The 13,529-nt window shown below is 72.7% G+C and carries 12 protein-coding genes; 3 read left to right on the top strand and 9 right to left on the bottom strand.

What is annotated here, in order from left to right:
- Nucleotides 1–16: 16 nt before the first annotated feature.
- From CAP_RS52430 to CAP_RS20400, 3 genes are read left to right on the top strand one after another with little or no spacing between them, the layout of a single operon-like run.
- Nucleotides 17–409 carry a hypothetical protein gene (locus CAP_RS52430; protein ID WP_197041271.1) on the top strand — a complete coding sequence of 131 codons (393 nt, stop codon included), beginning with the start codon at nucleotides 17–19 and terminating at the stop codon, nucleotides 407–409.
- Nucleotides 406–2,553 carry a HEAT repeat domain-containing protein gene (locus tag CAP_RS20405; protein WP_197041270.1) on the top strand — a complete coding sequence of 716 codons (2,148 nt, stop codon included), beginning with the start codon at nucleotides 406–408 and terminating at the stop codon, nucleotides 2,551–2,553. Before CAP_RS52430 ends, CAP_RS20405 begins: the two co-directional genes overlap by 4 nt.
- Entirely contained in the window at nucleotides 2,546–4,483 is a 1,938-nt protein-coding gene (locus CAP_RS20400) for an O-antigen ligase family protein (RefSeq protein ID WP_156040979.1), read from the top strand. The genes CAP_RS20405 and CAP_RS20400 overlap by 8 nt, the downstream gene beginning before the upstream one ends.
- 9 nt (nucleotides 4,484–4,492) lie before the next feature.
- Here the strand turns inward: CAP_RS20400 and CAP_RS20395 are convergent, their stop codons facing one another.
- From CAP_RS20395 to CAP_RS20355, 9 genes are all read right to left on the bottom strand, one after another.
- The gene (locus tag CAP_RS20395) at nucleotides 4,493–5,257 is read right to left on the bottom strand and encodes a hypothetical protein (protein WP_044243620.1); all 765 of its coding nucleotides are present in this window, start codon (nucleotides 5,255–5,257) and stop codon (nucleotides 4,493–4,495) included.
- Nucleotide 5,258: 1 nt separating this feature from the next.
- Entirely contained in the window at nucleotides 5,259–6,032 is a 774-nt protein-coding gene (locus CAP_RS20390) for a hypothetical protein (RefSeq protein ID WP_044243618.1), read from the bottom strand.
- Nucleotides 6,029–6,760 (bottom strand): ABC transporter ATP-binding protein, encoded by a 732-nt coding sequence (locus tag CAP_RS20385; RefSeq protein WP_044243615.1) that lies wholly within the window; start codon nucleotides 6,758–6,760, stop codon nucleotides 6,029–6,031. The genes CAP_RS20390 and CAP_RS20385 overlap by 4 nt, the downstream gene beginning before the upstream one ends.
- Nucleotides 6,761–6,871: 111 nt before the next feature.
- Nucleotides 6,872–7,519, bottom strand: coding sequence for a TetR/AcrR family transcriptional regulator (locus CAP_RS20380; RefSeq protein WP_044243613.1), 648 nt, complete (start codon nucleotides 7,517–7,519; stop codon nucleotides 6,872–6,874).
- Nucleotides 7,520–7,672: 153 nt separating this feature from the next.
- The gene (locus tag CAP_RS20375) at nucleotides 7,673–8,770 is read right to left on the bottom strand and encodes a hypothetical protein (RefSeq protein WP_044243611.1); all 1,098 of its coding nucleotides are present in this window, start codon (nucleotides 8,768–8,770) and stop codon (nucleotides 7,673–7,675) included.
- Between the two features lie 45 nt (nucleotides 8,771–8,815).
- Nucleotides 8,816–9,952 (bottom strand): tetratricopeptide repeat protein, encoded by a 1,137-nt coding sequence (locus CAP_RS20370; RefSeq protein ID WP_063748725.1) that lies wholly within the window; start codon nucleotides 9,950–9,952, stop codon nucleotides 8,816–8,818.
- Nucleotides 9,949–11,034, bottom strand: coding sequence for a tetratricopeptide repeat protein (locus tag CAP_RS20365; protein ID WP_231511588.1), 1,086 nt, complete (start codon nucleotides 11,032–11,034; stop codon nucleotides 9,949–9,951). The genes CAP_RS20370 and CAP_RS20365 overlap by 4 nt, the downstream gene beginning before the upstream one ends.
- Nucleotides 11,035–11,173: 139 nt before the next feature.
- A complete protein-coding gene (locus tag CAP_RS45085) occupies nucleotides 11,174–11,878 on the bottom strand; it encodes a DUF6748 domain-containing protein (RefSeq protein ID WP_156040978.1) in 705 nt (234 codons plus the stop codon).
- Nucleotides 11,879–12,074: 196 nt separating this feature from the next.
- On the bottom strand, nucleotides 12,075–13,358 hold the full coding sequence (locus tag CAP_RS20355; RefSeq protein ID WP_044243609.1) for an Hsp70 family protein: 1,284 nt from the start codon (nucleotides 13,356–13,358) through the stop codon (nucleotides 12,075–12,077).
- Between the last annotated feature and the right edge of the window lie 171 nt (nucleotides 13,359–13,529).

The raw sequence follows: 13,529 nt of genomic DNA, 5'->3' as shown, positions 1-13,529 counted from the left end.
AGTGAGAGGCGACCCGATGGGCGTGTCACGGTCGTGGAGCACGGCGCTCGGGTCCGCGGCGTCGGGGTGCGTGGCGCTCTTGCTCGTGGGGTGCGGGGGGGCCGAGGGGGCGCTGCGGGGGCCCCTGCACGATGTGCCGGTCGCGGCGGGAGAGCCGCGCGCGGAGCTGCGCCTCAAGGTGGCGCTGCGGCCGGGGCCGGGATGCGAGGAGGCCTTCGACCTGGCGCTCTACGAGGACCGGGGCGTGGACCTCATCGCGTGGGATGGGCAGACCGGCGCGTGCCACTGGCGCGCGGTGACCATCCGTTACTTGCCGCGGCGCACCTCGGAAGGGGCGCTGCTCAACGCTGTCCGCAAGCTGGCGTCAGGGGTCGAGAAGACCACGGCGGCGCCGGAGACCGCTCGATGACACGACCTGGCTGGAAGGTGGCGCTCCGGCGCTGGATGGGGCCCGCGGCGCTGGGCCTGGCCGTGCTGCCCGCCCTGGGGGTCGCGCTGCAGGCTGCGGCCGACGACGCGGTGCCCGCCGAGGAGAGCCCGGCCGAGGCGCGGAAGCGCGTGCTCGCCGCGATGGCGCGCGACGCGACGGTGCTGATCAACGTCACCGCTCGGGAGATGCCCGCGAGCCCCGACATCCTCGGGCTCGGCAAGCGGGGGACGCTGGCGCTCGCGAGGTGCCTCGCCGACAACGTGGATGGGGACATCCGCCGCTCCTGCGCGCTCATGCTGGGCAGCCTCGGCGACCGGCGCGGGCTGCCGGCGCTGCAGGCCGCGCTCGAAGACTGGGAGCCGGCGGTGCGGGCGCAGGTGATCTCCGCGCTCACCCGGATGCCGGACGCGAGCTCGTACGAGCCACTCCTGCGGCTCTTCAGGCGCGCGGACGAGTCGGCGGACAACCGCGCCGCGATCCTGGAGGCGCTCGGGGCGCTCAGCCTGCCCAAGGCGGTGACGGTGCTGCGGCAGGAGCTGCGGCGGGCGCCCACGAAGGACGGGACCGATCTGCGGGCCTCGGCGTTCGAGGCGCTGTGGATGAGCCGCCACCTGATGGCGCGGGCCACGCTGGAGGGCGAGGTCGCCGCGGCGCTCGCGAGCGACAACACGGCGCTGCAGCTCGCGGCGGCCGAGGCGGCGGCGTCGCTGCGCGGCAAGCGGCTGGTCGCGCCGCTCACGCCGCTCCTGGAGCACCCGGACGCCGACATCCGCAACAAGGCGGTGTACGCGCTGGGGCTCATCGGCGACAGGTCGGCGGCGCAGGTGCTCCTCTCGCGGCTGCCGACGGTGCGCGAGTCGCGCATGCTCAACAACATCGCCTTCGCGCTGGAGCGGCTCGATCCGGGGGCGTTCTATGCCTCGGTGCGCCAGGTGATCGAGCACAAACAGGCGGTCATCCGGCTCAACGCGGCGTTCGTGCTGGGAGACGTGAAGCGGCCCGAGGGGCTCCCGCTCCTGGAGAAGGCGCTGGGGGATCCCAGCGACTTCGTGCGGACGAGCGCGATCGTGGCGCTGGGGAAGCTCGGGACCGACGCGGCCCGGAAGCCGCTCGAACGTTTCGTGAGCGATCCGAACCTGTCGATCCGTCAGGAGGCGATCTACGCGCTGCACGCGCTGAGCGGCGGGAAGCGCGCGGACCTCATCCACGACAAGCTGTTCACGACCCGCAACTCGTCGGTGCGGCACCGCGCGGCGGTGGCGCTGGGCAAGGCGGGGGACGCCCGGGTGCGGGACTACCTGCTCACATGCCTCGAACAGCAGCGCTGCAGCGTCGACGAGGTGGCGCCCTACGTGCGCGTCGACCGCTCGCCCCAGGTCGCCGGGCGGATGCTGCTCCTCTGGGCGAAGGGGCAGGACGCGCTGACCGATCTCGTCGCCGAGCTGCGGCCGACGGGCACCTTGCCCATCGCGCTGAGCACCGTGGACGCGGCGTTCGCGGTCGGGGGGCGCTACGACGCGATCCCCGCGCTGGATCTGGTGGGGGATCTCGGTGATGCCTCGGCGCGGCCCAGGCTCGCCCCGCGGCTCGGCGAGCAGGACACGTGGCTGCGCCTTCACGCCCTGGTGGCGCTGTCCCGGCTCGGGGACCGCGACGCGGACGCGCGGCTCCTCACGGACCTCGACAACTACCCGGCGTCCTGGCTGTCGAGCGTCGTGGAGGTGATGAGCCGGATCAAGGAGCCGGAGGTGAAGGCGCGCCTCACGCCGGAGCTGCAGCGGCGCGCGCGGGGGGCGGCGGCCAGCAGTGGCGCCGCCGGCGGGGGAGCCAGCGGCGGTGGGACGAGCGGCGGTGGGGGAAGCGCTGCGTCCTCTGCGGCGCCTGACCTGGAGGTGGCGCTGGCCGCGGCGGCGGTGCTGCTCGCGTGGGATCCGGAGACTGCCATCTTCCGCTTCCTCGAAGCGCTGGCGTCGCCCTCGGCGCGAGAGCGGGAGCTCGCGGAGGAGTATCTGCAGGACAACCGCGACCAGAAGGTGACGTGGGTCCTGCGTCGGGCGCTGTCGCGCGAGAAGCGTGAGGACGTGCGCGACAGGCTCCGGGAGCTGCTCGTCGGGCGTGACTGAGCGACGCGGCCGGGCAGGTCGTCCGCTCTCCGAGGCGACGGACGTCAGGCCCGATGCGGTGGAGCGCCGTGGGATCCGCGCGCGCATCGCGAGGTGGGGGCGCCCGGAGGTCCTGCTCGGGGCGGGCGCGGCGCTGGCGGCGCTGGCGTGGGACGCGCGCGCGCCCGCGGTCGATGCGAAGCGCACAGCGCTGCTCCTCGCTGCCGCGGTGGCCCTCGCGGCCGGGCTCGGACAGGGGGTCCGGTGGGGGTGGCCGGCTGCGCTGTGGGTGGGGTTCGTGGGCTGGTCGGCGCTGTCGCTCGGGTGGGGCTGTCTCGCGGGGGTCGGTGCGCTCGGGGCCTGGGTCGCGGCGTCGGGGTTGATGCTGGCGGCGATGCGCCTGCCCACGGGGAGCACGCGCAGGGTCGCGGCGGTGGCGGGCGGGTGCCTCGGGGGTGGGTCGTCGGTGTTCGCGCTGGCGCAGGCGCTCTCTGGAGGGCGCGGGTTCGCGGTGCACGGGGGGCATGGCAACCCGAACTGGCTGGGGCTGTCGCTCGCCGTGGCGCTGCCGCTCGCGATCGAGCTTGCGGTGACGCTGAGGCGCGCGGGCTCACGGGTGTGGCTCGCAGCCGCAGCGGCCGTGGGCGTGAGCATGCCGGCGCTGTTCCTGTCGCATTCGCGGGTCGCCTGGGTGGCGCTCGGGGTGGCGCTCGGGGTGTGGTTGCTGGCGCGCGGCGTGGCGCGGGTGGGCGCGCGTCCAGGGCGCGCAGCCTGGCTGGCGGTGCTCGCGGGAGGCCTGGTGCTCTCCGGGGCGGGTGGCGTGCTCGCAGCGGCGCCTGCCGGGGATGAGGCGGCAGCGCCTGCCGGGGAGGCGGCGGTCCAGGCGGACGAGAGGGGGGACGTGCCGCTCGCTGCGGCGTGGGAAGGGCGGGTGTGGATCTGGCGTGCCAGCGCGGACGCGGCGGTGAAGGCGCTGCCGTTCGGGGTGGGGATGGGAGCGTTCGCGCACGCCTACCTCGACGCGCAGGGCGAAAGACTCGCGCCGCTCACGCCTCCCGCGGCGGCGCGCCGGTTCATCAACGCGACCACTGCGCACGAGGACTGGCTCCAGGCAGCGGCGCAAGGTGGCGCGCCAGGGTTCTTGCTGCTCGTGGCGGCGGTCGTGGCAGGGCTCGTGGGGGCCTTGCGTGGCCAGTGGGGAGGTGGGGTGGCGTCGCTCGTCGCGTTCGCCGTCTGCGCCAGTGGGGATAGTCCGCTGGAGCAGCCGGCGGTCGTGGTGCTTCTCGCATTCACGCTGGGAGGCGCCGCGGGGGTGCTCCCGGGAGGCATGGCGGGCGGAGGCGGCGATGCTGGCGAAGGGTCGCGCGGACGTGTAGAGGAAGCATCGCACGGGGTGGTCGGCGAGGCGCGTCGCGGGCTCGCTGGATCGCTGGTGGGCCTCGCGGTGGTGGCGCCGTTGCTCGCGGTGGCGGTGCGGGGCTGGCTCTCGGATCGGGCGCTCAGCGCGGCGCGCGATACGGAGCCCGCGGTGGGAGAGGCGCAGCTCGCGCGGGCGGCGCGGCTGGATCCCTGGAGCGGGGAGGCGGCGTTCGCGCTGGGGATCGCGCGGCTGGAAGGAGGAGACGCGCTCGGAGCGATCGGGGCGCTGGAGCGCTCGGCGGTGCTGCTCGCGAACGTGGGGACTGACGTGGCGCTCGGCAACGCGCTGCTCGACCTCGACCGGGATGAGGAGGCGGTGGCCGCTTACCGGCGCGCCCTCCGCCGTCACCCGGGCTCGCTGCGCGCGCACGCCAACCTGGTCGAGGCGCTCACCCGGCTCGGGAGGCTGGACGAGGCGGAGGTGCACCTCGGGGCGGCGCGTGCGATCTCACCAGGGCATCCGCGGCTCCCGGCGATCACGGAGCGGCTGCGGCGCGCGCGGATCGAGGCGGAGTCGGAGGGAACGCGCTGAGGCGGCCGTCTACAGGCGGGGGTGCTGCTCCAGCCGGCGTGCGGCGAGGTGGAGGAGGCCGGTGATGGCGGCGGCGGCGAGGGTGACCGAGGCCAGGGCGATGGTGGGCATCCACGCGGGGGCCCAGAGCAGGTTGGCGGGAAGCACGAGCAGCGCCGCGGCGAGGGGATCGGTGAGCAGGTCGGGGCGGTAGAGGAAGAGGGCGCCGGGGATGAGGGGGGCGAGGCCGAGGGCAGAGGCCACGAGGAGCGCGTTGTCGACCTCGCCGAGGTGCAGGTAGACCACGTTGAGCAGGGCGAGGAGGGCGAGCACCAGCGCGGTGAGCGTCACGACGGCCGTGAAGACGGCCAGCGCGTCGGCAGGAGGGTGCAGCACGGTGACCTTCGCCGCGGTGACCAGGGCGAGCACGACGCCGCTGGCGCCGGTCAGGGTGAGGGTGGGCACGGTCCGGGCGATCACGTAGTGCCGCCGCGTCACCGGCTTGGTCAGGTACAGGTCGAGCTCGTGCTCCTCGGCGGGGCGGACGAAGACGCGGGTCAAGGCGAACGCGCCGGGGAGGTAGAGCAGCAGGTAGATGGCGATGTAGTCGTTGAGCAGCACGAGGTCGGCCATCGTCTGCACGTGGAAAGCGTGGCGCAGGAAGTCGAGGACGGGCGCTGGCAGCCGCGGGATGATCCACGAGATGAGGGCGAGGTTCGCCAGCGCCACGAGGAGGGGGAGGGCGGGACCACGGGCGAGGGCGAGGCGGTACTCGGCGCGGAGGAGCGGGGGCACGTCACACCTCCAGGCGGCGCACGCGGAGCGCGCCGAGGGCGACGACGGCCGCGTGCATGGAGAGGAGGATCGCGGCAGGACGCGCGACGTCCGCGGGCCGCAGCGTGTCGATGTGGGCGAGGACCGACACGCCCTGGGAGAAGGGGTTCAGCGTCAGGGCGGGCGCCCAGGCAGGCGCGTAGAAGCCCAGGAACGCGGTGCCGATGAGGGTGAAGAGGAGAACCAGGCTGGACAGCATGGCGCCGAGCCGCAGCCGCACCCACACGGCCATGGCGCCGCTGAGCACCACCGCGGAGAGGGCGCCGAGCAGGTGGAGCGCGCTGGCGGCGAGGAACACGGGCGCCCTGAATCCGGGCACCTGGGAGGGGAACAGGAGGAGCCCCGCGAGCGCGGCGCCGCCGAAGAGCAGCGAGAACACGATGGCCGCGGCGCCGAGGCGGGTGAGGAAGTAGCGGGCGCGGGTGATCGGCTTCGCCAGGTAGATGGGGAGCATGCGCTGCGCCTCCGCGTCGAGCACGATGCCGCCCGCGAGCACGACGCCGATCAGGGCGGCGAGCTTGTTCAGGCCGAGGTCGAACCAGACGAAGAGGAACAGGGCGAATGCGGGGTCTCGGCTCGGAAACCAGCGGGCGACCGCGGAGACCACCTCCGCGGGCGGGCGGGCGAGGAGGAAGGGGACTGCGATCACGGCGTAGAGCAGGAGCCCCGCGGAGAGCTTGGTGCGGCGCGCGCGGAGGAGGGTGCGGGTCTCCGCGAGGAGGAGGGAGGCGCTCACGACGGCCTCCGCACGAGCTGCAGGTAGAGGTCGTCCATGGTCGCCGCGGCGTGCTCGGCCTTCAGGGCGGCAAGCTGGCCGGCGGCGAGCAGACGCCCCTGGTGGAGGATGGCGACGTCCTCGCAGATGCTTTCGATGTCGCCGAGGATGTGGGTCGAGAACAGGACGGTCACGCCCTCGTCGCGGGCGAGGCCGCGGATGTACTGGAGGAAGTCGTGGCGGCCCAGGGGATCGAGGCCGGCCGTGGGCTCGTCGAGGAGGAGGAGCCGGGGGCGGTTGAGGACCGCCTGGGCTAGGCCGACCTTCTGCGCCATGCCCGTGGAGAGGCTGGCGAGCTTGCGGTTGGCGTAAGGGCCGATGCCGAACAGCTCGACGAGTTCGGCGACGCGTCGTCTGCTCTCGCCGCTTCCCATGTCGAACATGGCCGCGACGTAGTGGAGGAACTGCACCGCGGTCATCTCGCGGGGCAGGCTGTACTCCGCCGGGAGGAAGCCGGTCAGCCGCCGGATGGCGAGGCTCTCGCGGACGATGTCGCAGCCGAGCACCTCGCCGCGGCCCGAGGTGGGCCAGCACAGGCCGAGGAGCATGCGCAGGGTGGTGGTCTTGCCGGCGCCGTTGTGGCCCATGAAGCCGAAGACCTTGCCCTCGGGGACACGGAAGGACACGTGATCGACCACGTCGACGCCGCCGTAGCGTCGGGTCAGCTCCTCGACTCGGATCGCCTCCATCTTCGCCTCCTCTCGCGTGAGTCCAGTGCTCCAGGCAGAGGCCTCCCTTCGCGAGAGGAGAACCCCCGCGCAGGACATCCGCGCCTGTTCGTCTGTTCGTCGTGACGCCGGTCAGCCGGGCGTCTCGCCCTGTGTCCTATCGCCCGGGCGGGCTTCGATGCCTGCGATGACCAGGTCGATCAATCCATCGACGAGGCGGCTCCGGTCGATCCGGTCCAGCGTCGCGAGGGAGGTGTGCAGGTGCAGGAACTTGAGCGCACCGAGCACGAAGGGCGTGACTTCGAGGTCCAGGTCCGGTCGGATCTCTCCCGCGGCGATGCCGTCGCGCAGGATGCCGCGGAGGTGCTCCAGCGCCGCGTCGGCTTCGGTGACCTTCGCATCCTGCCTGGCGAAGCGCTTCATCACCTTGAAGTCGGGGTCCTCGACGAGGAGCTTCACCATCAGGGGCTCCTCGTCGAGCGAGGCGAAGGTGAAGCGCAGCATGGCGCGTAGCCAGGCGACCGAGGAGCGCGCGTCCTGGGTGGCGGCGGCGAAGCGCTGCTTGATCCGGACGCGCGAGGCGTCGAGGACGGCGAAGAAGAGGGACTCCTTGCTGGGGAACTCCAGGTAGAGGGAGCCCTTGGCGATGCCGACCTCGGCGACGATGTCATCGATGACGGTGCGCTTGTAGCCGTACCGCTCGAAGTGCTGACGCGCGACGGCGAGGATGCGGCTGCGCCGGTCGTCGCCGGAAGTGTCGCCTGGAAGGGCGGAGGACATGACCTATGACCTTATGACTCGAATCGTTAAATTGGTCAACGACCGTTTTTGATGCTGCGTGCGTGCCGTCGGGGAGCCTGGGCGTCTCCCGAGGAGACGGGTGTCAGGTCCGACGTGGTGCGCGCTTCCCCGGGGGGACTCACAGGCGGCTCTTCAGGCGATGAGCAGGGCCTGGCGTACGGCGTCGACGTCGGCGACGGCGTGGAGCACGGGCTGCAAGCCGAGGCCGGGGGGCTCGCCGAAGGCACCGCTCGCGGCGACGGCCCTGGCGCGGGGGCCGTCGAGGACCAGGAACACGTCGCGGAGGCCGCCGGCGGAGGGGGCGTCGATCACGTCCACGATCCGGGCGCGGTCGAGGTGCAGCTCGTCGTCGCCCTGCTGGATGAGCACGCGGCGATCCGTGATGAGGTAGCGGGTCTCCAGGGCGAGGCGCGCGGGGCGCACCACGGAGGCGTAGAGGGTGAAGCCGCCCGCGGCGACGAGGAGGACGATGGTCAGGGCCAGGGTCGCGACGAGAGACATGAAGGTGAGGCTCTCGGGGTGCACGCCGGCGCGGACGACGAGGCGGAGGATGCGCACGGACTGCGCGGCAGTGCCCGCCCCGAAGCCGAAGAAGGAGAGGCCGAGCGCGACGGAGAGGACGCTGCGCAGGCCGCGGGGTACCCAGCGTCGAAAGCCAGCGTCGGGGTGGCCCGACCAGAGCACGCGCTCGCCATCGTCGAGGCGCTGCGCGAGCAGGCGGTGTCCGTCACCGGCAGGGGTGGAGGGGGTGACGCCGCGCAGGATGGCCCAGACGCGGTCGGGGGCGATGACGCCGGGGAGGGTGATCGACAGCCGCCGCCGCAAGGCGCCGGTAGGCACGGCGCGCACCAGCTCCAGGTCGCCGACGCCAGGGTGCTTGGGGTGCCAGTGGATGCGGGCGTAGCTGATGGCGCGGCGCTCGATGGTGCGGCGCAGCTTGCCGCGCTGCATGACGATGTGCTGGTCGGTGAGCACGTACTCCAGCTCGGAGCGCCACCACCGTGGCACGGCGCGCGCGGCGATGGCGAGCGTCGCCATCCAGGCGGCGAAGAGCAGGAGCTGCGTGGGGCGGACGTGTACCGCCGTGGCCACGACGATGGCCGAGGCGGTGCAGATGGCCGAGGTCACCGCGCATACGGCGGAGGCGGCGCGGTTGAGCGGCGGGATGACGACCACCTTGGGCCTCCCCGTCCACAGCACCGGTTCGTTGAACACCGCGTCGCGCTTCATCGCTGCCTCCCCTCTGCGATGTCGACGTGCCGGAGCGGTCGCCGCTCAGTGCATGCCGGCAGGCGCCCTCCTCGGGGGTGAAGGTGGGGCGGGCTGTCGCGCTGCCGGCGGCTTCGCGATCGAGGGTTTCCCGTCGGGGGCTCTGCCGACGACCTTCCCGCCGGGCGCCGCGGCCTTCCCGAAGCCTCCCTCGGGGCGTGCCTTCTGGGCCTTGCGGAGCGCCTCGTCGCGCTCCTTCGTACACTTCGCGAGGCGCACCCGGGCGAGGGGAGCCCACTGGTCGTCGGTGGGCGCGCTGTCGAGGTACGCCTGCCACGAGGCGAGGGCGAGGGCGTAGAACTGCGCGCGGGCGGCGCCGGTGCCGGCGGCGCGGGCGCTCTGCCAGTGGCCGAGGGCCTTGTACCAGTGCTCGTCGTAAGGGGGCACGTAGAACCAGCCCGGGCCGTCGATGCGCTTGTCGCGCGGGTCGTAGGTGCGCGCGAGGGTGATGTTCTCCAGCGCGGACTCGAGGTCCCCGGAGCGGTCGAGGGCGACGCTCAGGCCCCAGAGCGTGGTCACGCCGTAGCGGAACATCTCCATGGTGCCGAGGAGCGAGAGCGAGGCGCGGTAGCCCGCCACGGCCCGGGTGATGTCGCCGAGGGCCATGTGGGCCTCGGCGCGGTTCGCGAAGAGCAGGGCGCGCGTCTCGGCGTGCGGTTCCAGGGCGAGGGCCTCGCCGTAAGCGCGGATCTCCTCGTCGTGACGGTCGAGGCGCGCATAGCAGACGGCGAGGTCGCGGTAGACCTCGGCGCGCAGCGGCGCCGGGGCGTCGAGCGCGAGGATGGCTTCGAGCTCGGCCGTGGTGGCCTCGTACTCGCCGAGTTCCTGCAGGATGCCTGCGTAGCGGTTGCGCACGAAGGGATCCCTCGAGGTCTTCACGCCCGCCATCTCGTAGAGGACGCGGGCCTGGGTCAGGTAGAACTGGTCGAGCTGGGGCGACGACGGCTCGCCGGGCATCTCGCGCCGGAGCAGGGCCATGTCGGCAGCGTGGATCATCTCGCGCTGCTCTTCGCGCTTCGGGTCGCGCGCTCTGGCCCACACGCTGGGGCGCGCCTCGGCAGGCGCGGGCGTCGTGATCCAGGTCGCCGCGAGCACGGCTGCGGCCACCGCGCGGGTGAGGAGCGCGCGCCAGCGCCGGTTCAAGGTTGCTTCCCCTTGCCGGAGACCGGGGCTGCTGCAGGGCGCCCTGCCGCGGCCGGAGCCTGCGCCGCGGCTCCCGGACGTCGCGGCGCTGTCGCGGCAGCGCGCGGTGCGGTGCGCGCGGTGGTGCCCAGACGTGCCACGCGCGCCTGAGCAGCGGAAGCCCAGGGGCCCTTGCCGCCCTTGCCGCCCAGGAAGGCCTGCCACCTGGCGCTCGCGGTGGCTGGATCGGAGCGTTCGAGGGACAGCGCGTCGAGGGCGAGCGCATCCTCCTCGGCGACGAGATAGCTCGACGCGTGCGTGCGTGCCCCGACCTCGGAAGCGCTGTCGAGCGCCGCGTCGGCGAGGGCCCTGTCGCCCGAGCGGTCGAGGACCAGCGCGAGGGAGAGCAGCACGTCACCCGTGAGCTGGCCCGGAGGCCGCAGGCGCGCTTCGCGCAGGTAGGCCGCTGCCTCGTCGAGCCGGGCGCGCGCTTCGTCCTTGGCGTCCTTGGCGTTCGCCGGGGGCGCCGCGGCGACAGCCATGGCCACGTGCGCGGCCTCCAGCAAGGTGGCCACGCGGCGATCCGCGGGGCCCAGCAGATCGAGGCGGGGCACGAGCGCCCTGTAGACGACGAGCGCGTCCTCGTGCTTGCCCGTGAGGCGCAGGGTGCGCGCCAGGTCGTACATGGTGGAGGGGTCCTCGACGCTGCGCGGGTCGAGCTTCCGGGCCTGTTCGAAGAGGGGCGCGGCATCGGTCGCCGAGCCGAGCGCGAGCAGGGCGCGGGCGTGGACCACGGCGGGCGCGGCGTGGCCCGGGAGCTCCTTGGCAGCGAGGACGGCGGCGTCGCGGGCGGCGCGAGGATCCGTGGCGAGCTGGGCGTGGGCGCGGGCGATGAGATCGCAGTAGCGCTGCAGGCTGGGGATGCGGGCCCGCTCCCAGACCGTGGGGCCGCGGCCGAGGGGGCGGCGGGTCCGGAGGGAGCACTCGGGAGGGCGCCCCGCGGCAGCGGCAGCGGCAGTCAGGCTGGGTCCGGCACTTCCCGCCAGCGGGAGGCTCAGGGGAAGACTGAGGAGTGCGGTGAGGACGAGCGTGGCCGCAGGCACGGGGTCGAGCATACCAGCATGTGACCCCGAGGGCCCGCCGCCAGGGTCCTGCTGCCAACGCCGCGGGGAAGCGTGGGCCCGGTGTCCGTCGTCGCCACCCGGATCACCACCCGCGTCGCGGGAGGGCGTGGTCCGTGCGTCACTCGTCGCGGACGACGGGTATGTAGACCTGCCGGGCGGCGAGCACGGTGGCGTCGCCGGCCGGGCCTGCGTCGGGTTTGATGGTGGTGCGGCCTTCCACGAGCACGCCGGCGCCCGTCAAGAGCTGCCGCATGGCGAGGCCCTTCTGGGCATCGGTGCCCGCCGCGCCGCTCAGGTCCACCTCGTGGATGGCCGAGGTCTGCTCGGAGTTGAGGAGCGCCATGTCGTAGCTGGGGCAGGGCGCGGCGATGCACTGCAGGCCGTTGTTCTCCACGTGGAAGAGGGTGGAGGTGACCTTGCCCGCGGTGAGACCGGCCCAGGCTTCCTCGACCACGAGGTCTCCGATGGGGCGGTTCACGTCGTCGCGGGGGACGATGGAGCCGTAGAACACGGTGTTCCCTTGCCGCAGGGAGGCCTCCTGCGGGTTGCTGACGCCGAGCGAGAAGAGATCGATCGCGGCGACGTAGCAGCTCGCGGCATAGGTGCCGTCCACGCACCGGGTCCGCTTCTGGTTGACCTCGGAGACGAAGTAACCGCCGCAGTACGGCTGCGCGCAGCGGCGCACGTCGACGGCAGTCACCACGTAGAAGGTCTCGTCGCGGACCTCGTCCTCGCCTCCGGAGGAAGTGGGGGCTGCCTTCGCGTCCGAGGAGATCCCCAGCAAGGCCACCAGACCGATTCCTGCAACGAGTGCTCTGACCATGGTCGTGCCTCCCGTTCACACCTGGATCCCGGGGGGGTGTGAACACTCGGTTTCATCGACGCTCGCGGATCACGCGGTTCGCGCGACTCACGCACCTTGATGAAGTTGCAGGAATGGGGCCAACTTCCAGAACTGGCACGAGAGGACCCGTGGGGCTTCGAACGCACAGTCTGCCCGTGAGCTGGGATGCACGGTGTCAGGCGGCGAGTTGTCGTGCGCGCTCCGCCAGGCCCTGCACCACGGAGTGGAAGCTGCGGAGGTTGTGCATCTTGCCGGGGCCGAAGCGCTCTTCGAGCGCCGCAGCGATGCGGGGGACGCGCGCTGTGCCGCCCGTGCAGCAGACCATGTCGATGTCCGCGAAGGAGACGCCAGAGGCGGCGACGGTCTGGTCGAGGGACTGGACGATGGTGTCGATGGCGCGGGCAGCGCCGGCCTCGAACTCGCCGCGGGTGACCTCCTCGTGCAGCTCCACGGTGGGGTAATCGAAGCGGAAGGTGGTGGTCGCCTTGTCGGACAGCTCGCGCTTGGTGCGCTCGATGGCCTCGAAGACGCGGAAGGCGAGGGCGTCCTCCACGAGGCAGAGGAGGTTGTCCATGCGCTGCCGGTCGGCGCCGCCGAGCGACCAGGCCTTCACGTCGCGCAGGAAGTTGAGCACGTCGCGGTGCTGCAGGGTGGTCATGTCTGCCGGCGAGCAGAGCTTCTCGACGATGGGTCGGGGCATGGTGAGCACGTTGGCGCCGAGGGGGACGCGGTAAGTGACATCGGCGCCGAAGTGGTGCGAGATCTTGTGGCGCATGAGGCTGCCGTCGAGCGCGTCGCCGGCGATGGAGACGCCGCCGAGGGCGAGCACGCCCGAGGGGTCGAGGGTGTGGCCGTGCATGCGCACCACGGTGAAATCCGAGGTGCCGCCGCCGAAGTCGGCGATGAGGATGCGCGAGGGGCGGTCCTCCTCGAGGTGGACGTCGTGCGCCGCGGCGACGGGTTCGGGGCAGAAGGAGACCTCGCGGAAGCCGGCGATCTTGGCGGCGCGCGTGAGGCGCTCCTCGGCGAGCGCGTCCTCGTTGGGGCCTCCAGCGAAGCGGGCAGGTCTGCCGAGGAGGACGCGGTCGACGGTGACGCCGAAGTGGCGATCGGCGCGTTCACGCATGGTGCGAAGGAAGCGGCCGATCAGCTCCTCGATGGTGAGGGTCCGGGTGCCGACCTGGGTGCCGGAGAAGCTGCGGTCGGGGAGGTACTTCTTCGTGGAGCGGATGAGGCGGCCCTGCATGCCGTGGGCGACGAAGTCGCTGATGGCGCGGGCACCGCAGGAGAAGCGGTTCTCGCTGTCGAAGAAGAGGACGCTCCGGAGGATGGTGGGGTCCGAGGCGTCGTCGTCGAGGGGGATGGGCGGGCAAGTGGCGTCCGCGCTGGCGGCAGCGAGCAGGGAGTTGGAGGTGCCGAAATCGATCGCGTAAATCGACGGGGTGAACGGGGCGGTCATGGGCAAGCTCCTCCTGTGGATCACGGGTAGTTCGCTGCGTGACGGGGGTCCCGCAGGGCCGCGCAGTTGGCCAGCCCCGAGGTGCCTTTACAAGCTGCCGTGTTCGTGAGAAACTTCGTGAGCCTCTCAGGATGAACGGTGATTTCCACCCCTGTCGGTGGAATGCCTCGC

Source organism: Chondromyces apiculatus DSM 436 (genome assembly GCF_000601485.1).
GTDB lineage: Bacteria > Myxococcota_A > Polyangia > Polyangiales > Polyangiaceae > Chondromyces > Chondromyces apiculatus.
Note: the sequence above shows the minus strand (reverse complement) of the source record. Positions and strands in the feature narration are given on the sequence as shown.